Origin of the sequence: Nocardioides sp. Root682 (assembly GCF_001427795.1) — a bacterium.
Classification (GTDB): Bacteria; Actinomycetota; Actinomycetes; order Propionibacteriales; family Nocardioidaceae; genus Nocardioides.
Map to the genome: position 1 here is coordinate 474,246 of NZ_LMHJ01000003.1, position 21,346 is coordinate 495,591.

The 21,346-nt window shown below is 64.8% G+C and carries 18 protein-coding genes; 14 read left to right on the top strand and 4 right to left on the bottom strand.

Annotated elements, in window-relative coordinates; all coding sequences use genetic code 11:
- Positions 1 to 56: 56 nt before the first annotated feature.
- Positions 57 to 2,087 carry an ATP-dependent DNA helicase gene (locus ASD84_RS17555; RefSeq protein WP_056713210.1) on the top strand — a complete coding sequence of 677 codons (2,031 nt, stop codon included), beginning with the start codon at positions 57 to 59 and terminating at the stop codon, positions 2,085 to 2,087.
- On the opposite strand, the gene ASD84_RS17560 is transcribed toward ASD84_RS17555, so the two are convergent.
- Positions 2,068 to 3,732, bottom strand: coding sequence for an MXAN_6640 family putative metalloprotease (locus ASD84_RS17560; RefSeq protein WP_056713212.1), 1,665 nt, complete (start codon positions 3,730 to 3,732; stop codon positions 2,068 to 2,070). The genes ASD84_RS17555 and ASD84_RS17560 overlap by 20 nt on opposite strands.
- A gap of 49 nt (positions 3,733 to 3,781) precedes the next feature.
- Positions 3,782 to 4,522 (bottom strand): transcriptional repressor LexA, encoded by a 741-nt coding sequence (gene lexA / locus ASD84_RS17565; protein WP_056713214.1) that lies wholly within the window; start codon positions 4,520 to 4,522, stop codon positions 3,782 to 3,784.
- A 267-nt stretch (positions 4,523 to 4,789) separates the two neighbouring features.
- Here lexA and ASD84_RS17570 point away from each other — a divergent pair, with 267 nt between their 5' ends.
- Complete coding sequence (locus ASD84_RS17570) at positions 4,790 to 5,164, top strand: LysM peptidoglycan-binding domain-containing protein (protein ID WP_162251561.1); 375 nt, start codon at positions 4,790 to 4,792, stop codon at positions 5,162 to 5,164.
- A 109-nt stretch (positions 5,165 to 5,273) separates the two neighbouring features.
- Here ASD84_RS17570 and ASD84_RS17575 read toward each other — a convergent pair whose 3' ends face one another.
- The gene (locus tag ASD84_RS17575; protein ID WP_056713217.1) at positions 5,274 to 5,603 is read right to left on the bottom strand and encodes a hypothetical protein; all 330 of its coding nucleotides are present in this window, start codon (positions 5,601 to 5,603) and stop codon (positions 5,274 to 5,276) included.
- A 277-nt stretch (positions 5,604 to 5,880) separates the two neighbouring features.
- On the opposite strand from ASD84_RS17575, the gene nrdR reads away from it, so the two are divergent.
- The 10 genes from nrdR (at position 5,881) to ASD84_RS24835 (ending at position 19,314) form a co-directional block, all read left to right on the top strand.
- On the top strand, positions 5,881 to 6,363 hold the full coding sequence (gene nrdR, locus ASD84_RS17580) for a transcriptional regulator NrdR (RefSeq protein WP_056713219.1): 483 nt from the start codon (positions 5,881 to 5,883) through the stop codon (positions 6,361 to 6,363).
- A 132-nt stretch (positions 6,364 to 6,495) separates the two neighbouring features.
- Positions 6,496 to 9,420, top strand: coding sequence for a vitamin B12-dependent ribonucleotide reductase (locus tag ASD84_RS17585; protein ID WP_056713221.1), 2,925 nt, complete (start codon positions 6,496 to 6,498; stop codon positions 9,418 to 9,420).
- 216 nt (positions 9,421 to 9,636) lie between these two features.
- A complete protein-coding gene (locus ASD84_RS17590) occupies positions 9,637 to 11,115 on the top strand; it encodes a DNA cytosine methyltransferase (RefSeq protein ID WP_056713223.1) in 1,479 nt (492 codons plus the stop codon).
- Between the two features lie 8 nt (positions 11,116 to 11,123).
- Positions 11,124 to 11,534 carry a very short patch repair endonuclease gene (locus ASD84_RS24830; RefSeq protein ID WP_082573752.1) on the top strand — a complete coding sequence of 137 codons (411 nt, stop codon included), beginning with the start codon at positions 11,124 to 11,126 and terminating at the stop codon, positions 11,532 to 11,534.
- A gap of 158 nt (positions 11,535 to 11,692) precedes the next feature.
- A complete protein-coding gene (locus ASD84_RS17595) occupies positions 11,693 to 14,329 on the top strand; it encodes a Z1 domain-containing protein (protein ID WP_056713225.1) in 2,637 nt (878 codons plus the stop codon).
- Entirely contained in the window at positions 14,326 to 15,327 is a 1,002-nt protein-coding gene (locus ASD84_RS17600) for a PD-(D/E)XK motif protein (protein ID WP_056713227.1), read from the top strand. Before ASD84_RS17595 ends, ASD84_RS17600 begins: the two co-directional genes overlap by 4 nt.
- Positions 15,263 to 17,098, top strand: coding sequence for a hypothetical protein (locus ASD84_RS25190; RefSeq protein WP_156392072.1), 1,836 nt, complete (start codon positions 15,263 to 15,265; stop codon positions 17,096 to 17,098). Before ASD84_RS17600 ends, ASD84_RS25190 begins: the two co-directional genes overlap by 65 nt.
- A complete protein-coding gene (locus tag ASD84_RS17615) occupies positions 17,095 to 17,976 on the top strand; it encodes a hypothetical protein (protein ID WP_056713234.1) in 882 nt (293 codons plus the stop codon). The genes ASD84_RS25190 and ASD84_RS17615 overlap by 4 nt, the downstream gene beginning before the upstream one ends.
- Positions 17,973 to 19,043, top strand: a complete 1,071-nt coding sequence (locus tag ASD84_RS17620; RefSeq protein ID WP_156392074.1) for a hypothetical protein — start codon at positions 17,973 to 17,975, stop codon at positions 19,041 to 19,043. The genes ASD84_RS17615 and ASD84_RS17620 overlap by 4 nt, the downstream gene beginning before the upstream one ends.
- A gap of 31 nt (positions 19,044 to 19,074) precedes the next feature.
- The gene (locus tag ASD84_RS24835) at positions 19,075 to 19,314 is read left to right on the top strand and encodes a hypothetical protein (protein ID WP_082573756.1); all 240 of its coding nucleotides are present in this window, start codon (positions 19,075 to 19,077) and stop codon (positions 19,312 to 19,314) included.
- Between the two features lie 194 nt (positions 19,315 to 19,508).
- Here the strand turns inward: ASD84_RS24835 and ASD84_RS17625 are convergent, their stop codons facing one another.
- Complete coding sequence (locus ASD84_RS17625) at positions 19,509 to 19,937, bottom strand: (deoxy)nucleoside triphosphate pyrophosphohydrolase (protein WP_056713239.1); 429 nt, start codon at positions 19,935 to 19,937, stop codon at positions 19,509 to 19,511.
- Between the two features lie 167 nt (positions 19,938 to 20,104).
- Between ASD84_RS17625 and ASD84_RS17630 the strand changes: the two genes are divergently transcribed.
- Together ASD84_RS17630 and ASD84_RS26035 are read left to right on the top strand one after the other, a co-directional pair.
- Positions 20,105 to 21,025, top strand: coding sequence for a hypothetical protein (locus ASD84_RS17630; protein ID WP_156392076.1), 921 nt, complete (start codon positions 20,105 to 20,107; stop codon positions 21,023 to 21,025).
- Positions 21,026 to 21,184: 159 nt separating this feature from the next.
- Positions 21,185 to 21,310 (top strand): hypothetical protein, encoded by a 126-nt coding sequence (locus ASD84_RS26035; RefSeq protein ID WP_268788480.1) that lies wholly within the window; start codon positions 21,185 to 21,187, stop codon positions 21,308 to 21,310.
- The last annotated feature ends 36 nt before the right edge of the window (positions 21,311 to 21,346 follow it).

Sequence of the window (21,346 nt, forward strand, 5' to 3'; positions counted from 1 at the left end):
CGAGACGCCTGTGGAGGGATGACGGGCAGGTCGGCGCCACCATCTAGGGTTCTCCGGTGACCACTGACGCCGCACCGCAGACCAACCCCGTCCGGGAGTTGCTCGCGACCGCGGTGGCCGCGCTCGGTGGCCAGGAGCGCGACGGCCAGGTCGCCATGGCCGATGCCGTCGCCGGCGCCTTCGCCGACAAGGAGCACCTGCTGATCCAGGCAGGCACGGGCACGGGCAAGTCGCTCGGCTACCTCGTCCCTGCGCTGCTCCACGACAGGCGGGTCGTGATCGCCACGGCCACCCTCGCCCTGCAGCACCAGCTCGTCGAGCGCGACCTGCCGCGGCTGGTCAAGGCCGTCGGTACGACGCCGGGCCTCGACGCGTCGTACGCCGTCCTCAAGGGCCGCTCCAACTACGCCTGCCTGCACCGGATCCGCGAGGGCGCCCCCGACGAGCAGGGCGAGCTGATCCAGATCCCCGAGGGCACGATGGGGGCGAAGGTCCTCGAGCTGCGCAAGTGGGCCGAGAAGGCATCCAAGGACAAGCAGACCGGCGAGCGCGACGAGGCGCCACGCCACACCGAGAAGGAGTGGCGCCAGGTCAGCGTCTCCGCGCGCGAGTGCCTCAGTGCCAGCAAGTGCGCCTACGGCGAGGAGTGCTTCGCTGAGCGCGCGAAGGAGAAGGCGCAGCGCTCCCACCTGATCATCACCAACCACTCGCTGCTCGCGATCGACGCGATCGAGGGCATCCCGATGATTCCCGAGTACGACGCCGTCGTGATCGACGAGGCCCACGAGCTCGCCGCCCGGGTGACCCAGGCCGCGACCGACGAGCTGTGGGCAGCCGAGGTCGAGCGGGCGGCTCGGCGCAGCATCCGCCACGTCGAGGGCAACGAGGCCGACGACCTCGCCGACGCGGCGGACGCCCTGCGTGCCGCGGTGTCGGAGGCGCCGTCCGGCCGGTTCGAGACCCTGCCCGAGGACCTGTCCGACGCCCTGGTGCTGGTCCGTGACGCGGCCCGCGCCTGCGCCTCGGCCTTCCCCAAGGCCGAGACCGGCAAGTCGTCAGGCCAGGAGCCGGACCCGGCCCTCACCCAGGCCAAGGGGATGGTGCAGGAGGTGTTCGCCACCGCGGAGCGGATGGCGGCGTGCTCGGAGGCCGACGTGCTGTGGCGCACCGAGGGCACCGACCGGATCCCGCCGACCCTGTGTGTCGCGCCGCTCCAGGTGTGGGGCCCGATGCGCGACAAGCTGCTGACCGACAACACGGTGGTGCTGACCTCGGCGACCCTGATGCTCGGCGGCGACTTCGACTCGATCGCCACCTCGGTCGGCCTGAAACCGTCCGAACGCTCAGCCGGCGGCGAGGCCGCTGGTCGAGGAGGTCGCGCAGCGACCGCCTCGAGACCTGAGGACGCCCAGCCCTGGCGCGGCCTCGACGTCGGCAGCCCGTTCGACTACCCCCGCCAGGGCATCCTGTACGTCGCACGCCACCTGCCACCGCCGGGACGTGACGGCCTGGGCCAGGCCCAGCTCGACGAGATCACCGAGCTGGTCGACGCGGCCGAGGGCCGCACCTTGGGGCTGTTCTCCAGTCGTCGCGCCGCGGAGGCCGCGGCCGAGCACGTCCGCACCGCGCTGCCGCACCTCACGACGCTGGCGCAGGGCGAGGCCCAGCTGCCCGAGCTCGCCCGCCAGTTCGTCGAGGACCCGCACACCAACCTGTTCGGCACCCTCGGGTTGTGGCAGGGCCTCGACGTCCCCGGCGACACCTGCCAGCTGGTGATCATCGACAGGATCCCGTTCCCGCGCCCCGACGACCCGTTGATGAGCGCCCGTTCGAAGGCGGCCGACAAGGCCGGCGGCAACGGCTTCATGCAGGTGTCCGCCACGCACGCGGCGCTGCTGCTGGCGCAGGGTTCAGGTCGCCTGATCCGTACGACGTCCGACCGGGGCGTGGTCGCCGTACTCGACCCGAGGCTCGCGACGGCGCGCTACGGCTCGTTCCTCAAGTCGAGCCTGCCGCCGATGTGGGCGACGACCGACCCGGCCATGGTCCGGGCTGCGCTGCAGCGGCTCAGCCGCGCACAGCCCTGACGACGATGCCCTGGTTGACCCCGTTGTCGAGCGGGTAGCCCTGGCACGTCGCCGTGTAGTCGCGCGCGGGGCTGCCGCAGCCGGCGTACCGGATGCTTCCGCTGACCGCGGCGACCTCGACCCAGTCGACCCGCCCGCCGAAGGGCAGCACGACCAGCCCGTTGCCGTCGCTGTACAGCTTCACGGCCTTGACGACCGGTGCCTTGCCCTTGGGCTTGTAGGTGACCATCGCGGAGCCACCGGCGGCGGAGCTGTTGAGGTTGAGCCGCATGCGCAGCTTCCACGCACCGGTCATCTTCGGCACGAACCGCAGGTGCTTGGCGGACAGGTGGTCCAGCGTGAAGCCGACAGTCTTGCCCGGCGCTGCCGCGCTCAGGCCGTACGACGCCCGCAGCGGCGCGGGACGGTAGGCGGAACCCTCGGCGTAGTACTGGGCGGGCATCCGGTTCCACAGGACGAACCGGGGGAACAGGACGCCCATGTTGGTGCCGAGCTCGCCGAGCGTGTTGTTGATGGCCTGCACGGAGTACTGGCCGTTGCCGGCGCGCTCCCAGATCTTCCGGATGACCACGGGGAGACCGCCGCTGGCGGTCGGGTAGCGCTCGGTGAGGAAGCGGAAGAAGATCCACGATCCGTACTGCGACAGGGTGCTCCACTTGTCGAGGGACTGGTGGGGCACGCCCAGCGGACCGTGGGGCAGGTAGGAGCGGTTGTCGTTGATCGCGTCGAAGATCTCGTCCTCGACCCAGGTCGCCGTGCCCTCCATGAACCAGCCGTCCTCGTTCACGTCGTAGGCGAACTGGACGGCGTGGAAGAACTCGTGGGCTGCGGTGACCTGCAGGTTCGCGGCCGGGGTGTGGGCGGGGTACTCGGTGGTCTTGTAGTTGTTGTCGACGACGCAGTAGGCGGGTGCGGCCACGTGACCGGCGATGTCCTGGTCGGTCGCGCAGTAGCCGTAGATCCCGAAGTCGCCGAGCTCGGCGATGTAGATGTCGGTCTTGGCGTCCCCGCCGGCGATCACGTCGCCCAGGGGTGCCGTGTAGCCGGCGCTCACGTAGCGGTTGGCGACCTGCTGGAACGTGTTCGCGACGAACTCGACGTAGTCCGGGAGGGCGGGGTCCGTGCCGGCCCAGCGGCCGCCGGTCCCGTCGTTCTCGCCGTCAGGACGGTTCGGGTCGGTGGAGCGGGCGTAGTGGACGCAGATCGTCGTCAGGCACTTCTGGCCGGCCTGCGACTGCGTGTAGCAGGGCGGGCCGTCGTTGCCCTCGCACTCGTAGCTGCCGGCCGTGTTGACGCCGTCGGTCGGGCGGGCGAGCAGCCGCGCGGCGTCGTCCCGCTTGTTCTTCGGCAGGTCGGCCTTGCTCGCGGCGAGGTCGCGCAGCGCCAGCGTGAGGTCCTTGCCGTGGGCGCGGTCGTCCGCGTCGGAGGTCACGGACGCTGCCGGGTCGAGGATCTCCTCCACCGTCTCGAGTGCCTGCTCGGCCACGTCCCGCGGGGTCTCGGGCGCCGCAGCACCCGGGTCGGCCGGGGTCGCCGGGTCGGTGGGTTCAGCCTGCGCTGCGCTGCCGAGGAACGGCACGAGCAACAAGGTGGCGAGCAGGGCGATGAGCAGCCCCGAGAAGGGGAAGTTGCTGCGGCGCGTCATGGGGAAGTTCGGCCTTCAGGGTCGACGAGATGAACCCCATGACCTTACGTCAGACGCGGCGAAGAACCGCCGTGACCTTGCCCAGGATCGTGGCGTTCGTGCCGTCGATCGGATCGAACGCAGGGTTGTGCGGCAGCAGCCACACCTGCCCGGCCTTGCGCTGGAAGGTCTTGACCGTAGCCTCGCCGTCGATCATCGCGGCGACGATCTCGCCGTTCTCGGCGGTGGGCTGCTGGCGGATCACGACGTAATCGCCGTCGCAGATCGCGGCGTCGATCATCGACTCGCCGCTGACCTGGAGCAGGAACAGCTGGCCGTCGCCGACGAGCTGGCGGGGGAGCGGGAAGACGTCCTCGATGCGCTCCTCGGCCAGGATCGGGCCACCGGCGGCGATCCTGCCGACGACGGGGACGTTGCGCGGGGTCGGCGCTGCGTCGCCGCTGCCGGTCTCGTCGTAGGTGCTCTCGTCGGCGGAGTGGTCACCCATGGCGCGGCGGGCGGCCATCACCTCGGGCAGGAACACCTCGAGGGCGCGCGGGCGGTTGGGGTCGCGCTTGAGGTAGCCCTTCTCCTCCAGGGTGCGCAGCTGGTGGGCGACGCTGGAGGTGCTGGTCAGGCCGACGGCCGTGCCGATCTCGCGCATGCTCGGCGGGTAGCCGCGCTTCTCGATGCTGTCCTTGATGTGGGCCAGCACGCGCAGCTGGCGCACGGTCAGCCCACTCGCGTCCGGGGGTCCGTCGGGCAGCTCGGTGACGGTGCTGCCAGTCGTGGTCTTGGCCTTGTCAGCCATGGATGCCCTCCCAAATTGCCCAGCGCGTTGCCCAGCACGTTGCCCGGTACGGATGTGACGACGCTAACCGATGCACCGGCCCTTCTTCAAACATCTGTTCGAACGGGCGTGTCGCGACACGCGGTCGAACGCTCTTTCGAACAGGTACTGGATTTGTTCGAACACCTGATCTACTCTCGTACACATGTTCGATCGAACGCCTGATCGACCAGCTTCTGTCGGACCGCCTCACTAGACATGGGTCGTCCACTTCCCCCGGAGGTTTCCATGAGCACCATCACGTTCGCCCCGCACGTCTCCACCGTTCGCCGTACGACGTCCGCCCGCCCGGTGCGTGCCCGCAGCCAGGTCCGGCTGACCCGCCGTGGCCGCCTCGTCGTCCTTGCGCTCGCGTTCGCCGTGGTCGTGGCGACGGCCGTGTGGCTCGCCGCCGGTTCGGCCGCGACCCGCGAAGGCGGCGGCGAGCCGGCCGTCGAGGTGGTCACCGTCGCGCCCGGCGAGACGCTGTGGGGCCTGGCCAGCGACGTGGCCGCGACGACCGGCGACGACGTGCGTTCGGTGATGGACCAGATCCAGCAGCTCAACACGCTCGACTCGAGCATGGTCTACGCCGGCCAGCAGCTCCGCGTTCCGACGGAGTAGTCAGAACTCCCCGTCGCTTCGACCCCGACGGGTGTAGGGGAAGACGAGGGGCGGGACCCGGCTCATGCAGCCGCGTCCCGCCCCTCGCGCTGTTTTGTTGGGGTGAGGCCTACCGAGCGGCGCGCTTGCCGCCCTTGGGGGCGGTGGGGTCCCGCTTCACGCGGGGCGTGGCGCCCTCGCTCCATCCGACCGCACGCGAGAGGCGCACGGCGAGCATGAAGGCGAGGAACATGCACAGCATGGCGCCGGCGCAGGCGACGAGCAGGAAGAACCAGGCGCTGCCCTTGCCGTCGTGGCGGGCGGTGGCGCCGAAGTCGATCGCGGCGAACACCAGGTATCCCCAGGCGACGAGCGCGAAGGTGATGCCGACGGCGAGCACCAAGAGGTCGGCGCGAAACCCTGCCTTGACGCGCTCCCCGGAACGCTTGCCTCCCGCCACGGCGTCATTGTGTCCGATGGGTGGCTGGGACGCCTCCTCAACCCTCCGGTTCGGGGCCGGAATCAAAGTTTCCAGAAGTCATCGCGACCCGGTCTTGCACCCGTGGTGGTCGGGGCGTACGGTTACCACTACATCTAGTAGTTACAACGATGTAGTTCTCCACATCTAGTCCACAGGACGAGGGGTGGAGTTGCACAGATCACGACCAGTTGTGCACAGAAGGCTCCCACTTTCTCCACAACCATCCCGCTGTCCGACATCCCGTGAGGAGGGGCTCATGCACTGTCCGTACTGCAAGCACAGTGACACCAAGGTCCTCGACTCGCGCGTGTCCGACGACGGGTGCGCGATCCGCCGCCGCCGGATGTGTCTGGACTGCGAGAAGCGGTTCACCACGGTCGAGGCGATGCAGCTGACCGTGCTCAAGCGCTCTGGCGCCACCGAGCCGTTCACCCGCGAGAAGGCTGTCTCGGGTGTGCGCAAGGCGTGCAAGGGGCGCCCCGTCGACGAGGACGACCTGGCCCGGCTGGGCCAGGAGGTCGAGGACCAGCTGCGCCTCGCCGGCAGCCCCGAGATCGCCGCCCACGAGGTGGGCCTGGCGATCCTCTCGCCCCTTCGCCGCCTCGACGAGGTGGCCTACCTTCGATTCGCCTCGGTCTACCGCGGGTTCGACTCCGCGGCCGACTTCGAGAACGAGATCTCGCTGATGCGCGCTGAGCGCCAGCTGGCCTCGGAGGCGACCTCGGTCCCTTCGGGCTGACCACAGACGCCCGGCAGGTGGTGGGGAAGCCGCCTGCCGGGCCACCCAACGTCGATTTACCTTTGAAGAATCACCGTTGAATCACCGCTGAACCACCACCGCCGCACGACGTACCAGGAGACCAGGAGAGACATGACCGAGACGGCCAGCAACACCGAGGCAACCACCACGACAGGTGGGGGCCACAAGAAGGGTCTGAAGATCGAGCGGATCTTCAGCACCGAGGGCGTGCACCCCTACGACGCCATCACCTGGGAGCGTCGCGACGTCGTCCAGCAGAACTGGAAGACCGGCGAGACCGTCTTCGAGCAGCTCGGTGTCGAGTTCCCCGACTTCTGGTCGCTCAACGCCTCCACGATCGTCACCACGAAGTACTTCCGTGGCGCCGTCGGCACCCCCGAGCGCGAGCGCGGTCTCAAGCAGCTCATCGACCGGGTGGTCTCCCGCTACACCAAGGCCGGCATCGAGAACGGCTACTTCGCGTCTGCGGTGGACGCTGAGATCTTCGACCACGAGCTGACCTGGCTGCTCGTGAACCAGTACTTCTCCTTCAACTCCCCGGTGTGGTTCAACGTCGGCACGCAGTCCCCGCAGCAGGTCTCCGCCTGCTTCATCCTCTCGGTGGATGACTCGATGGACTCGATCCTGAACTGGTACAAGGAAGAGGGCTTCATCTTCAAGGGCGGCTCCGGCGCCGGCCTGAACCTCTCCCGCATTCGCTCCTCCAAGGAGCTCCTCTCCTCCGGTGGTACGGCGAGCGGCCCGGTCTCCTTCATGCGCGGCGCGGACGCCTCGGCGGGCACCATCAAGTCGGGCGGCGCCACGCGTCGTGCGGCCAAGATGGTCGTCCTCGACGTCGACCACCCCGACATCGAGGAGTTCGTCGAGACCAAGTGGCGCGAAGAGGACAAGATCCGCGCCCTGCGTGACGCCGGCTTCGACATGGACCTGGGCGGCAAGGACATCACGTCCGTGCAGTACCAGAACGCCAACAACTCGGTGCGGGTCAACGACGAGTTCATGAGCGCCGTCGAGGACGGTCGCGAGTTCGGCCTGCGTTCGCGCAAGGACGGCTCGGTCATCGAGACCGTCGACGCGCGCACCCTGTTCCGCAAGATCAGTGAAGCCGCCTGGGCCTGCGCCGACCCGGGCCTGCAGTACGACGACACGATCAACGACTGGCACACCAACCCGGAGACGGGCCGGATCACCGCGTCCAACCCGTGCTCGGAGTACATGTCGCTCGACAACTCCTCGTGCAACCTCGCCTCGCTGAACCTGATGAAGTTCCTCAAGGACGACGACACCTTCGACGCGCCGCTGTTCGCGAAGGCCGTCGAGCTGATCATCACCGCGATGGACATCTCGATCTGCTTCGCCGACTTCCCGACCGAGCCGATCGCCCAGACCACGCGTGACTACCGCCAGCTCGGCATCGGTTACGCCAACCTCGGTGCGCTGCTGATGGCCATGGGCCTGGGCTACGACTCCGACGGTGGCCGCGCGATGGCAGCCACGATCACGTCCCTGATGACCGGTACGTCGTACCGCCGCTCGGCCGAGCTGGCCGAGATCGTCGGTCCGTACGCCGGCTACGCCCGCAACGCCGAGGCCCACAACCGGGTGATGCGCAAGCACCAGGCCGCCAACGACGCGGTCCGCACGCTGCACATCTCCGACGCCGAGGTGCTCAAGCTGGCGACCGCCGAGTGGGCGAAGGTCGTCGAGCTCGGCAAGACCAACGGCTTCCGCAACGCGCAGGCCTCCGTGCTCGCGCCGACCGGCACCATCGGCTTCATGATGGACTGCGACACGACCGGCATCGAGCCGGACTTCTCGCTGGTCAAGTTCAAGAAGCTCGTCGGTGGCGGCTCGATGCAGATCGTCAACCAGACGATCCCGCGTGCGCTGACCAAGCTCGGCTACCAGCCCGAGCAGGTCGAGGCGATCGTTGCCTACATCGCCGAGCACGGCCACGTCGTCGACGCACCCGGCCTGAAGACCGAGCACTACGAGATCTTCGACACCGCCATGGGGGAGCGTTCGCTCAAGCCCATGGGCCACGTGAAGATGATGGCTGCCTGCCAGCCGTTCCTCTCGGGCGCGATCTCCAAGACGGTCAACCTCCCGGAGTCCGCCTCCGTCGAGGAGATCGAGACCATCTACATGGAGTCGTGGAAGCTCGGCCTCAAGGCCACCGCGATCTACCGCGACAACTGCAAGGTCGGCCAGCCCCTGGCCGACGGTGGCGGCAAGGCCAAGAAGGACGCGGCCGACGCTGCAGACGCAGCTGATGCAGCCAAGGTCATCGAGAAGGTTGTGGAGAAGGTCGTCTACGCCCCGACCCGCAAGCGCCTCCCGAAGTCCCGTATGGCCCGCACCACCTCGTTCACGGTGGCCGGCGCCCAGGGCTACATGACCTCGGGTGCGCACGACGACAAGACGCTCGGCGAGATCTTCCTCAAGCTCGGCAAGCAGGGCTCGACCCTGGCCGGCGTGATGGACGCCTTCTCGATCGCGGTCTCGATCGGCCTGCAGTACGGCGTCCCGCTGGAGACCTACGTCTCGAAGTTCACCAACCTGCGCTTCGAGCCCGCCGGCCTCACCGACGACCCGGACGTCCGGATGGCGCAGTCGATCATGGACTACGTCTTCCGCCGCCTGGCGCTGGACTACCTGTCCTTCGACGACCGCTCCGCCCTCGGCATCTACTCCGCCGAGGAGCGCCAGCGCCACCTCGAGACCGGCTCCTACGAGCCCCTCGAGGAGGACATCGGCAGCCCGTCCGAGCTCATCGACACCTCGGTGGTTGAGGTGCGAGGAGCGCAAGCGACGAGCCTCGAAACCTCCGAGGACATCGTTGATGCCGAGGAGGACCCGCTCGCCGGCGCCCCCGCCGTCGAGGTGAAGGTCGCCAAGACCTCCGCCGAGCTCCTCGAGCAGCTCACCGGCACCGCTGTCGACAGCCCGCTGTGCCTGACCTGCGGCACGAAGATGCGGCCTGCTGGCTCGTGCTACGTGTGCGAGGGCTGCGGAAGCACCAGCGGCTGCAGCTGATCAAGGTCGTCGAGTAGCCCGAGCCGCAAGGCGAGGGCGTATCGAGACGAAGGCCCGGTCACCTCTCGCGAGGTGGCCGGGCTTTCGCCAATCGCTGGTGACGCGTTCAGGGGAGCTGGTTCGTATCGGCGCATTGTGTCTCCGCTGCCTGGTAGCCTGGAGACGTGAGGACGGGATGGGCATGTTGATGGGTGGGGTTGCTGAGGGATCGCCGGCATGAGCGCGATTCCAGTCGTTGATGTGTTCGCGGGTCCCGGCGGCCTGAATGAAGGCTTCTCGTCCCTACTCAACAGTGACAGTTCGCCGATCTTCGAGGCCGTCGCCTCCTTCGAGATGGACCCTTGGGCCTGTCGCACACTGAGACTGCGTGCTGCCCTTCGCCACCATCGAAGAGAGTTCGGCGCGAACCCCGCCGTCTACTACGACTTCCTTCGAGGCACAGTTGACCAAGCGGGTCTCGAGACCAGTCCTGCGCTCGAGGTCGCGTTCAAGCATGCGTGGGACGAGATCAGAGAGATGGCGTTGGGTCCGGACACCCGGGCGGAGTCCAACAGCCAGATCAAGGCTGCCCTAGAGGCGCGCGGCACGGGTGAACCGTGGATCTTGATTGGAGGTCCACCGTGCCAAGCCTATTCGCTCGCGGGACGGTCGCGCCGCAAGGCTGACCCGACTTTCGCGGGCGATCACAAGCACGTTCTGTATCGGGAGTACCTCGCGATCATCGAGGAGTTCCGCCCGACGGTATTCGTCATGGAGAACGTCAAGGGCATGCTGAGCTCGCAGCACTCTGGCGGCGGCATTTTCCGAACCATCCGCGATGACTTGGCGGCGGCCGGGAATGGGTACGACATCCGATCCTTCGTCGTGCCGGACGATGACCCGAAGCCATCGGACTTCATCATCAGGACCGAGCGGTACGGCATCCCGCAGCGACGCCACCGGGTGATCCTGCTGGGCATCCAACGAGAATCGGGACTGCGGACGCCGGGACAACTCGATACACGTCCGACGACGACAGTCCTGGACGCCATCGGCGACCTGCCTGGAATCAGGTCGATGGTGAGCCCCCGCGGCTCCGACTCCGAGACTGCGTGGCGATTGGCCCGCGACGCGGCGTGGCTTCTCGCGGGGAAGAAGGGCGGTCGAGCCGCGAGGCTTCCGGCTGTCGGCGCGCCCTTCGTTGACGGCTACGTCCCTGCGCTTCAGGGCCATCTCCGTGACTGGCTGGTCGACGACGAAATCGGGGGGGTGGCATTGCATGAAAGCCGCGCCCACATGGAATCGGACCTCAAGCGTTACGGATACCTGGCAGTGATGGCTGAGCGAGGGAAGAGGCCCAAACTGGGTGACCTACCTGATGCCTTGGTGCCTAACCACAAGAACGCGCGCAATGCGGATGCGCCCTTCACGGACAGATTCCGCGTCCAGATCCGGGATGAGTCGAGTACGACAGTCGTGTCGCACATCTCCAAGGACGGCCACTACTACATCCACTATGACCCGACGCAGATGCGAAGCCTCAGCGTTCGCGAAGCCGCGCGCCTCCAGACCTTTCCTGACGACTACTTCTTCGTGGGTGGGCGGACGCAGCAGTACCACCAAGTTGGGAACGCCGTGCCTCCTCTGTTGGCGCGCCAACTGGGCGAGATCGTCGCAGACATGTTCGGCATCAAGCCTGCCGCAGGACGACTCTAGGATCGTCAATGGATCGGAGCGAACCGACGGAGCATGTTCGGTCGCGCATGCAGGCTCAGTTGCGCGCAGGCACGCAGCCGGAGCTCGCTCTCAGACGAGAGTTGTATCGCCGTGGCCTTCGATACCGGCTGGGCACCAAGGTTCCGGGGCGTCCTCGCCGGACGATCGATATTGCATTCCCTCGTCAACGGGTCGCTGTGTTCGTTGACGGATGCTTCTGGCACCAGTGCCCGGTGCACTCGGTCGCAGTCAAGAACAACGGGGCATGGTGGCGTCAGAAACTGGCTGCGAACGTGGCGCGCGACGGCACGACCAACGCCTCGCTTGAGGCAAGCGGTTGGGTGGTCTTGCGATTCTGGGAGCACGAGCTAGCAACTGAGGCAGCAGATGTTGTGGAGTCGGTCCTGCGTGGGCAGTAGGCACTTTCGGGGAATGGCAGGCCTCGTTCGTTGCAGGTTGCAATAGGAAGTTCTCGGACTTCCCGCGCTTCCATCGTTGACTTGGCAATATGGCTTCGAGAGTCGCGGAGACGCGCTCGGATCACGCCACGGCCTCGACTTCCCGGGAGACACGTCATATGGATACGGCATTCGCCTATCAGCAGTTGGTGATGCTGATGCATCAGCACAACATCAGCGTCCATGAGGCCGCACGTCGGTTCGCCAAGGGGATGGGCGTGCAGTTGGAGGAGCTTCAACCTGCCATCGCCTTCTTCGAACAGAAGGCTGCGCAGGCAGCGATTCTCAATGATCCACCTGGGGTGGGCGTCGGCGGAGTCATCGCCGAGGCGAAGGTCGCTCCGTGGTACGCCGGGCCACAGGACGGCGATCCAGGATGGACCAAGGTTCGGGCGCGGCTTGTAGCAACTGGCATGGGCTCGGTCATAGACGAGATCGATGACGCTTCGACCAAGGTCGTTGCGCAGCTCGCCAACCCCGCGTTGGAGGGCCTGTCCAAGAAGGGATTGGTCATTGGATATGTGCAGTCTGGTAAGACTGCCAACTACACGTCGGTGATCGCCAAAGCTTCGGACGCGGGGTACCGCTTGGTGATCGTTCTCTCAGGGACGTTCGAGAATCTTCGGGAACAGACCCAGACTCGGTTGGAGCAGGATCTGGTCGACCACACGTGGTCGACTCTGACGAAGCCAGACTCCGACTTCCTTGGACATGTGCAAGGTGCTGCGCTGCTTGGGCACGGAGTGCGAACCCTCATGGTGGTGAAGAAGAACGCATCACGGCTTCGTCGTTTGCGCCGTTGGCTGGCGGATATCCCGGAGGACATTCGCCGCCGGACTCCGATCTTGCTGCTCGATGACGAGGCAGATCAAGCAACGCCGAACTCGCCAACGCGGGCGAACCAGATCACCGCGATCAATGGGTGCATTCGGGACATTTGGAAAGAGATCCCCAGCGGTACTTACGTCGGATACACAGCAACGCCCTTCGCGAACGTGTTCATGGATCCGAGCGACGACGACGAGATGTACCCGGCTGACTTCATCCTGAGTTTGCCGCGACCGGCTGCGTACTTCGGAGCAGAGCGACTGTTCGGCCGGGAATCGCTGGGTGCAGATGACGAGCCTGATGACGGGCTGGACATGGTCCGCATGGTCACGGACGACGAGGCCAATCAGCTTCGAGCGCCGAGCAAGCTGGCGGATCGCCTCGACTTCGACCCTGAGTCTCCTGACTCACTCGTGGACGCGTTGAGGTGGTTCGTATTGGCGACGGCAGTTCGGCGAGCTCGCGGGCAGGCCAACAAGCACTCTTCGATGCTCATTCACACAACGCAATACATCGATCCCCATTTTGCAATGCAGGGCAGAGTGGAGGTGCTTCTTGGGAGGTGGGCGAGCAACATTGAATCGTTGCGGCCCGAGTTCGAGCAGGCTTGGGTCGAAGAGGCGACGCGGGCAAGCGACGTTGCTTCAGTGCCCCTTCCTTCGTGGGAGGACGTGTGGAGAGAGGTTCCAGCAACGGTGTCCGCCGTTCGCGTGATCGTCGACAACGGAAGGTCCCAGGACCGTCTCGACTACAACCGAAAGGCCGCGGATGGGTCGCCTATCGCAGAGACAGTTGTTGCGATCGGAGGCGGCACTTTGTCGCGGGGCCTCACTCTCGAAGGGCTGGTCGTTTCGTACTTCAGCCGCAGTTCGAACTCGTACGACACGCTGCTGCAGATGGGCCGATGGTTTGGGTTTCGTGTCGGGTACGAGGACCTGCCACGAATCTGGATGACGGCAGGACTTCGGGAAGACTTCCGCTTTCTCGCCCAAGTCGAACAGGAGATCCGCAACGACATCACGCACATGGAAGTTGAGAATGTCACTCCTCGACAGTTGGGATTGCGAGTCCGCGCTCACCCGGGGCGGCTGGAGATCGTCGCTCGAAACCGCATGCGATTCGTCCAGCAGGTTCGTGTGTCCTACTCGGCCCAGCGTCATCAGACCATCTGGCTCACGGAGAAGGATGGCGACGTTGTCGAGCAGAACCTCGAGGCTGCGCGGTCACTCGTTGCCGCGTCTCTAGCGACTGGGGACGCATCTCGAGTTGGACGCCGCCAGAGGTGGGCTTTGCCTGCCGTGTCCTCTGCAACTGTCGCGGAGTTCGTCCGCTCCTACTCGTTCCATGAGAATCAACGGCGAATGAATGCGGCTCAGATGTCGAAGTGGATCGATTCATTCGCGCAGGACTGTTTGTGGAACGTGGTCGTCGTCGGCAGTGGAAAGCAGGTCGTCCGCAACGGAAGCCCTCATGACTTGGGTACCACCGACTTGGGTCTTGAAATTGCGATCCCCAACAATAACCGGGCGCCTCTGAAAGAACCGGCTGGACCGAATGCAAACATCAAGGCGTTGCTCTCGCACGAAGATTGGTTCGCGGACCTTGATCCGGCTCTGGTGGCGGTCGAAACGTCGGATCCCGCATCAATTCGACGAAAGCTGGCTCCGCAGACGGGCTTGGTTCTTCTCCTTCCGATCAGTGCCGCCTCGGTTCCGCAGGGAAAGGCCATAAAGCTTGACAGTCGGCGTGAAATGGACGCCGTTAGCGGACTGGTCGGGGTCGGGATCATTTTCCCCGAGGTTGGTGACGCCGGTGTAGCCGGTGACGGAGATTTCTTCGCGGTGGTGCCGGATTGGGAGCCCGAAGCGCTCGACGAAGAGGACGACGAGATTGTGCTCGATGAACTGTCCGAGGAGATCGCAGAATGATCGGCATCGGAGCTGAGTTCGTCCTCTTGGATGCGAACAAAGAGAAAGTGATTTCCGGCCAGATGAAGACCCGCGATCTCGATCAGAAGGTCGGAGGCAAGGCCATCCGGCTCGCTGTCGATCACTTGGGACAGAGGCACCTGCTCGTGCCGACCGCGGGTTGCAAGGTTAAGCCGGACCACTCCGCTGCTGGCGTGGCGTTGGCTGGCCACGCGATGATGGACGGTGGCACGCTACTGAACTTCGTCGACGTCCACTGCCACCTGCCGCATCTCAATGGCGTGTTTGAGCGCATGGTCGACGACATCGTCGAACGTCTGGCAAGTGGCCCCGAAAACCCACCGTCCACCTGTCGAACGGTCGTCGCTGAGTGGAAGGAACTGCTGAAGTCAGCGGGCCTTCCCATCGGGCGTGAGAAAGTCGAGGGGATCGTGGGCGAGTTGACCATGTTGAAGCTGATCCTCGGGGCCGATCCTGTTGCCGCCGTTGAGACCTGGAAAGGTCCGGCCGGGGGCCTGCATGACTTCGTTGCGGGTCTCCGCCACCTCGAAGTGAAGGCGACGGCTTCCTTGGACGGGAAGGTGGTGTCAATCAGCAACTTAGATCAACTTGACCCAGGACCTCACGAACTCTGGCTGGGAGTCATTCACTTGGTGGAGGATACGGAGGCGCCCAGCATTGACATCCTCGTGGACGAACTAACTTCGCTGGGGGTGCCGAAGGCCACGCTTGTGGCGAAGATTCACCAAGCTGGGTACGTCGTCGGCAGCGCAGCGGACAGAGATTTTAGATTTGGCGTCAAGTCCGTGCGGATCTGGAATGTTGGGACTGAGTTTCCTGGACTGCGGCGTAGTCACATTGATCCCCGCCATCTGAACGGGGTGGGCAGGGTGCGTTACGAGCTGAATCTCGATACCGCGCCAGAAGGCATTCATGCAGACCAAGTTGACGCGCAGCTTGCGCAATGGGTGTCTGAAGGAGCCAACGTTGATGGATGAGGCGTCCCCGCTCGACTGGTTTCCCAAGCGATTCGCAGAGGGTGACATCGATGGAGCTGGAGCCCGCCGGTTGCTCGGGGTGCCCAACATTTCAACCACTGAAGTACTTGTTCGGGAAACAGCGCAAAACAGCTGGGACGCTCGTCGACCTGGCGCTGTTGTCGACTTCAACGTCACGCTTCGCCGTCTTGGAGAGGCAGCTGTTGGAACCCTTCGCGATGTGGTTTTCGCGGAAGGATCTGACTCCACAGACATTGACAAGCTGTTGACGGGACACTCAATCCGCGTGCTTGAGATATCGGACCGGGGGACGGTTGGACTTGACGGCCCGGTGAGGGCTGATCTTGCGTTCGGGGAAGGGGAATCTCGAAATTTTGCGAACCTGATCCTCAACTTGGGTGCACCCAGGGACGTGCACTTGGGTGGCGGAACCTACGGCTTTGGTAAGACGATCGCATACGTCGTGAGCAAGGTCTCCACGGTAATCTTCTGGACGAGATGTCATACAGCTCATGGCGTTGAGGATCGCCTGATTGCCTCGGCTATTGGCGACGCGTTTGACTTGGACGGCTACCGCTACACGGGTCGTCATTGGTGGGGGATCTTGGTGGACGATCGCGTCGAACCGATTCGAGGACAGCGCGCTGCGGCGCTTGCCGAGCGGCTGTTTGCGAATAAGTTTGCTACGGGTGCGACTGGCACCAGCATGTTGATTGTCGACCCACAGCTCGACTCTGAAAATGATGTGGAGATTGTCGCAGATCTCAAGGCCGCGATGACGATGAATCTTTGGCCAAAGATGGTGCCTGAATCGGGTCGCGACACGATGAATATTTCGCTGATTCATGAGGGCACCGAGGTGCCGCTTCAGGAGGTGACGAATGCTGAGATTCGTCCTCTGGTCGACTGCCTTGTTGCGGTTCGGGCCGCTCAAGCTGGAGGGCCCGTTCCGCAGGCATTCTTTCCGACGAGGGTATTCGAGATTGCTTCGCAACGACCACCAAAGGTACTTGGACATTTGGCGCTGTCGCGTTGGCCACGAGGGGACAAGGATGCTCCATCCCATCATGTCGCTCTGATGCGGACGGACACCGAGCTCGTGGTGAAGTACGAAGAGCACCGGGCGCTGCCGGATGAAGACTTCGGTTGGGTTGGGGTTTTCAAACCGACGGCCCAGACCGACGACTCATTTGCATCTGCGGAGCCCCCCGCACACGACGACTGGGTTGTCTCCGGGATCCAGGACGCCAGAATGAAGCGGGACGTGAACATCGCACTCCGCGAAATCCGGAACCGGGTCAACGAGTTCGTCGCTCCACTCGATCAAGCGGATCGAGCAGTTGGCGATGCTCCGTCCGCGGCCTCCTTGGGCAACAAGCTGGCCAGCCTCCTTGTCGGATTGCCAGGAAATGCTCCTGAGCGGACGCCGGGACCGAGGCGAGGCAGCAGCGGTGTGCGTAGGCCGTCGGCACGGGTGGACCTGATAGACGCGGGTCCGAGCAGCGAGCCGGGCTGGACGTCAATGCGATTCGGAATCCGCCTTGAACGAGGATCCCCATTGGGCGAGTGGGTTGCCGTGGTTCCCAGTGTCGGATACGACGGCGGCAGCGGCACCAAGGACATCGATCAATGGATCCGCCCGGTGGGGTGGATGCCGTCGCATTCTTTGGAGCCCATGCTGGTCAAGTCGGGGAGGGCCGTCGAGTATCTCGTTGAATGTCGTGATGATGTTGCGCTCGACATCGATGTCAAGATCGTGAATCCCGAATGACCAAGACGCGGGTCATGCCGCACCGTGTCGCGACCTCGGATTCTGTTTCATGGCACCCGTGGACGATCCTGACGCCCTCTGGATGGCTCACGGTGCCGGACATGTTGACTGATTGGGACTACGCAACCGACATTGTGCTCAGGAGTGCTGCGACGGTGGATATCGCTGCGGTGCTTGAGGCGACTGGGCTCTCATCAACCGGAGCGCTTGAGTTGATTGCGGTTGTGGACTGCCCGGCCGCGATGCGACGCGTCGTTGGACGTTCGCCGATCGATGACGGCGGTGGAGCGCAGATCGAAATATCGTTGCCGCGCGGTCAGATGGCACGCGAGCTTCGACTGTCAACCAAGTTGGTGACCGCTGAGTCTTCGTCGTCGGTCGGCCTGCGCATCGGGTGGAGGCGGGGGTCGATCCTTGCCTTCAGTGCTCCTCAAGTGATCGTCCTAGAGGGATCTGGCGGTAGGTTTCCGATCGAGCCCGTGGACTTTCAGAAGGTCGGACGACCTCCCTCGCCGTGGGCCTTGGTCACCAGCTTCACCGATCTGAATGAGTCGTTCGCGGGAGCTGTCCGACTTTTGGTAAATACGGGTCACCCAGTTGGCCTGTTGGCAATGCAGAAGGAACCCCCGCAAGGTTTGCCAGCGGTGCTGAAGGCCGATGTTGTTCGCCGGCTTCTGGCCGAGATCGCGCATCAAGACTTGGAGCTTGCCGAGTCGCATGATGACGAGTCTGTCGGTGCTGTCGCGAGCGGGATGTGCGAGCTGTACTTGAGCCAGCCGTTGGCGACTGTGATCAAGACCCTGCGCACGGACCCGGGGTACCTGGACGACCTACTCCAAGCATCGATGGATCCGTTGCGGGAGGTGTGGACGGAATGACTTGGGTATATCCGCGCCTTGGTGTTGCTCATGCTCAACATCGGCTGGACGAGTTGCGCGAGGCGTTCGGAGGTGGTGGTTTAGCGGCCGTTGGACGGATGGCAGCCACCGATCATCCATTCAAGACGCCAGTCGCCACGGGAGGGGCTGTCGCGTCACCCGCCAAGTTGGAGCAGGTTCGCGCCGACGTCCTGGGGCGATTAGATCCGTGGCTTGGGACGCAGGATCCGCTGCGCGCAGTGAGTCGTGATACCGCCCGATACGACATCGCGCTCGGTCAAGTGTTGCGACAAAGTCTCGAGATCGTCCCCTCAGACGCGGCTCACGGTGAGACTTGGAGCTTCTTAGCGCTCGTTTTGTTGCCGGACGTCTGCGCTGCGAGGTTCCCCGACCTCCATGCAGACCGGATGATCGGAACGCCGTCCAAGCATGCGCTGCGACGAGTGTGGGATCGGGAGGAGGTGCTGTTGGAACTTCTGGACCCAGCCCATCCAAAGCCACTCGGCGAGGACGAGCTGTTCCAGTTGTTCGATCGAACGGCATTGGTGCGCGATCATCGACTTGTTCGAGCGCTCGTTGCTGCTGTCCTCAAGAGCGGCGAGGGAGATCGCAGCTCTTGGGCTCGCCAACTCTACAAACGCATCACTTTTCTGACCGGCGCTAGGCTCCTCGACGTCCTCAGCGATCAGGAACTCGATGACCTAGTTCGCTCCGAAGCCGCCAAGATTGAAGGTTCAGAACCGGCGGAGCCGTTCTCGCGATTGAAGGTCCGGCTGCCGAGTGATCCGACGGAGCTGAAGTTCACCTTGTCGCTGACAGATGCATGGGCGTCACGGGTCGATGCATTCATGCCTGCGGGCGTCTTTGAGTTGGACGTCAGATCGGTCGGCGCCGTCGATGCTGCCCGTCGAATGGTCGGTCGCCTAGATGACTCAGTTGGCCCCAGCGAGTTCGAAACGGCGGTCCTTGAACTGATGCTCGATGCGCAGTACCTACACCTGTTTGCGGGCGAAGCCATCGAACTCGCGCGTTCGAATCTCCAACGGTCGCAATCTCAGAAGCGCTGATCTTCCCCGGGCGGGCTGGCAAGCTGCAGAGATGATCAAACAAGACTTGGCGGACCACGTCATTGAGGCGCTCAAGGATCTCGGCGGTTCGGCGACAGTCGTTGACGTGTGCCGCGAGGTGTGGTCAAAACATGAAAAGGATCTCCGCTCGAGCGGAGACCTGTTCTTCACTTGGCAGTACGACATCCGGTGGGCAGCGCAAAAGCTGCGCAACGACGGCTTTCTAGCGCCAACATCTCGCGGTGCGGCCTCGCGGTGGAAGTTGTCTTGAGGTTGCGAGCCTCGATCTGGGACAAGATCAAGAGGCGCTTCGCAGCTTGGCCGTGCGCAAGGCAGACCGCTGAATTGTCTCTTGGGTGCGGGCGCTGTGCCGTGGCAGTCGCCGAGCCGGAGAACGCCGTGCTCCCCTCCGGTGGCGACGACCGGGGCGCACTCGCTGCCAACACCGTGGACGGGGAAACGAGGTCATTCTGAACCGAGCCGGGTATCGAGCTGGAGCTTCACCAGCTCCACCGCAGGCAGATCCGCCGGCGCCCACTCGAGGTCATCCAGCTCATCCGGCGCCAACCACAGCAGCGCCGCATGCTCGGTCGCGGTCGGCGTACCGTCGATCAGCTCGCAGTAGAAGGTGGTCAACGTGATGACACCGAAGCCGTACTTGTGCGTCGTGGCGGTCACCTTCGCGCCGACGCGGATCCGGCAGCCCAGCTCCTCGAGGATCTCCCGCTCGAGCGCACGTCCCGCGGATTCGCCGGGCTCGATCTTGCCGCCGGGGAACTCCCACAGGTCGCCGGTTTCGCCACCCGGCTCGCGCCTGGCGCACAGCACCAGGCCGTCGCGGACGATCACGGCCCCGACGACCTTGAAGTGCTTCGTGCCGGTCTCGTAGCCCACGGCCGAAGCCTACGGGCGGGTCCGCCTCGCCCCGAGAGCGCTCACGGTTACGTCGCATCCCTACTGCCGTTGGCGACCCAGCCCGACGAGCATGATCGCGGGCCCGTCTGGGCTCGGCAGATCAATCAGATTCGGGGACAACCATGCGTGATGGGACCAGGTGGGCCATGATCCGGCGGTCGGGGGTGGCGGCATTGGCAGTGGGGATCGGTGCTTTCGGGATCGTTGCCGTCAGCGCTCCTGTGGCCCGGGCAGCAACGGCAGCCTGTCAGCAGACCTTTGCCAGCGGGGCTCTCAACCAGCCGATTCCAGACTCTCCCTCATCGGGGAGCAGCGGGTACCTCGGGACGACGCCGTTCGACGTGCCCGAAGGACTGACCGTCGCCGACATCGACGTGACCCTCAACCTTCACCACACCTACATCAGCGACGTGGTGGTCATCTTGTACTCCATGACTGATGCATCGATCGCCCGTGCGAGCAGCTACGTGGTCTTCCGTGTGGGCCGCGGCAACAACGACATGGTGGGAACGGTCCTCAACGACCAGGCCGCGGACCCGCTGGGTTGGGGCGTCGCTCCCTTCACCGGTTCCTTCCAGCCGTCGGAGCGGCTCTCTACGCACAACGGAGCAGTCGGAGGCAAGTTCTTTGTGGGCGTGTACGACATGGAACCCGGCGACACCGGCACCCTCAATGACTGGTCGATGAAGGTCACCTACGTCAGCTGCGACTTCGACAGCGACGGTGTCGAGGACCACAAGGACAGCTGTCGCGGGATTGCCGCAGCCACTGCGACGGGGTGCCCGTTGACGACGCGGACGTTGACGTCGACGTACTCGAGCGGCAAGTTCAGGGGCCGCATCTCCTCTCCGGTCGCGGGTTGCAAGGCATCGCGTCCGGTCACCATCTGGAAGGCCGTCACCGGTCCGGACCGCAAGGTGGGCACAGCCACCAGCCGGTCCGACGGGACCTATCGGCTGACGCGCACCAAGAGGGCCGGGCGCTACTACGCAACGACCCCCCTGTCGGCGGCCACGAACCAGGCGCAGTGTCCTGCTGCACGGTCGACCACCTTCAGAATTCGCTGAGCTGGAGGGTTCCTGACGCAGTGGCCCGGTCTCCTGTCGAGGAGGCGGGGCCACTGCAACGTGGCCCCGGAGTCACGCTCGGACAGACCTCGTAGTTCGTCGTGACCATCTCTTGCGGGTTAGCCCACGTCGGCTCCCACAGGTACCTACCTTCGAGGTGTGAACCTCGGATTCCATACCCGCGACGTCGACGCCCACCACCCGTTGGCGCGTTGGGCTGCCTGGGGCATCGGCCTGCTCCTCATCGTCGCCGCAATGGTGGTGGCGTTGATGTTCTCGTCCTAGCGAGCGGGCACGTCGTACGACGCACCCGCCCGCCGC

Excerpts from the sequence above, each read along its gene's own strand:
- ASD84_RS17590 (WP_056713223.1), top strand. The coding sequence starts at position 9,637 with ATGAGCGCGATTCCAGTCGTTGATGTGTTCGCGGGTCCCGGCGGCCTG.
- ASD84_RS17585 (WP_056713221.1), top strand. The coding sequence starts at position 6,496 with ATGACCGAGACGGCCAGCAACACCGAGGCAACCACCACGACAGGTGGG.
- ASD84_RS17600 (WP_056713227.1), top strand. The coding sequence starts at position 14,326 with ATGATCGGCATCGGAGCTGAGTTCGTCCTCTTGGATGCGAACAAAGAG.
- ASD84_RS24835 (WP_082573756.1), top strand. The coding sequence starts at position 19,075 with ATGATCAAACAAGACTTGGCGGACCACGTCATTGAGGCGCTCAAGGAT.
- ASD84_RS17615 (WP_056713234.1), top strand. The coding sequence starts at position 17,095 with ATGACCAAGACGCGGGTCATGCCGCACCGTGTCGCGACCTCGGATTCT.
- ASD84_RS17620 (WP_156392074.1), top strand. The coding sequence starts at position 17,973 with ATGACTTGGGTATATCCGCGCCTTGGTGTTGCTCATGCTCAACATCGG.
- ASD84_RS24830 (WP_082573752.1), top strand. The coding sequence starts at position 11,124 with ATGGATCGGAGCGAACCGACGGAGCATGTTCGGTCGCGCATGCAGGCT.
- ASD84_RS17560 (WP_056713212.1), bottom strand. The coding sequence starts at position 3,732 with ATGACGCGCCGCAGCAACTTCCCCTTCTCGGGGCTGCTCATCGCCCTG.
- nrdR (WP_056713219.1), top strand. The coding sequence starts at position 5,881 with ATGCACTGTCCGTACTGCAAGCACAGTGACACCAAGGTCCTCGACTCG.
- ASD84_RS17630 (WP_156392076.1), top strand. The coding sequence starts at position 20,105 with ATGATCCGGCGGTCGGGGGTGGCGGCATTGGCAGTGGGGATCGGTGCT.
- ASD84_RS17595 (WP_056713225.1), top strand. The coding sequence starts at position 11,693 with ATGGATACGGCATTCGCCTATCAGCAGTTGGTGATGCTGATGCATCAG.
- lexA (WP_056713214.1), bottom strand. The coding sequence starts at position 4,522 with ATGGCTGACAAGGCCAAGACCACGACTGGCAGCACCGTCACCGAGCTG.
- ASD84_RS25190 (WP_156392072.1), top strand. The coding sequence starts at position 15,263 with ATGCAGACCAAGTTGACGCGCAGCTTGCGCAATGGGTGTCTGAAGGAG.
- ASD84_RS17570 (WP_162251561.1), top strand. The coding sequence starts at position 4,790 with ATGAGCACCATCACGTTCGCCCCGCACGTCTCCACCGTTCGCCGTACG.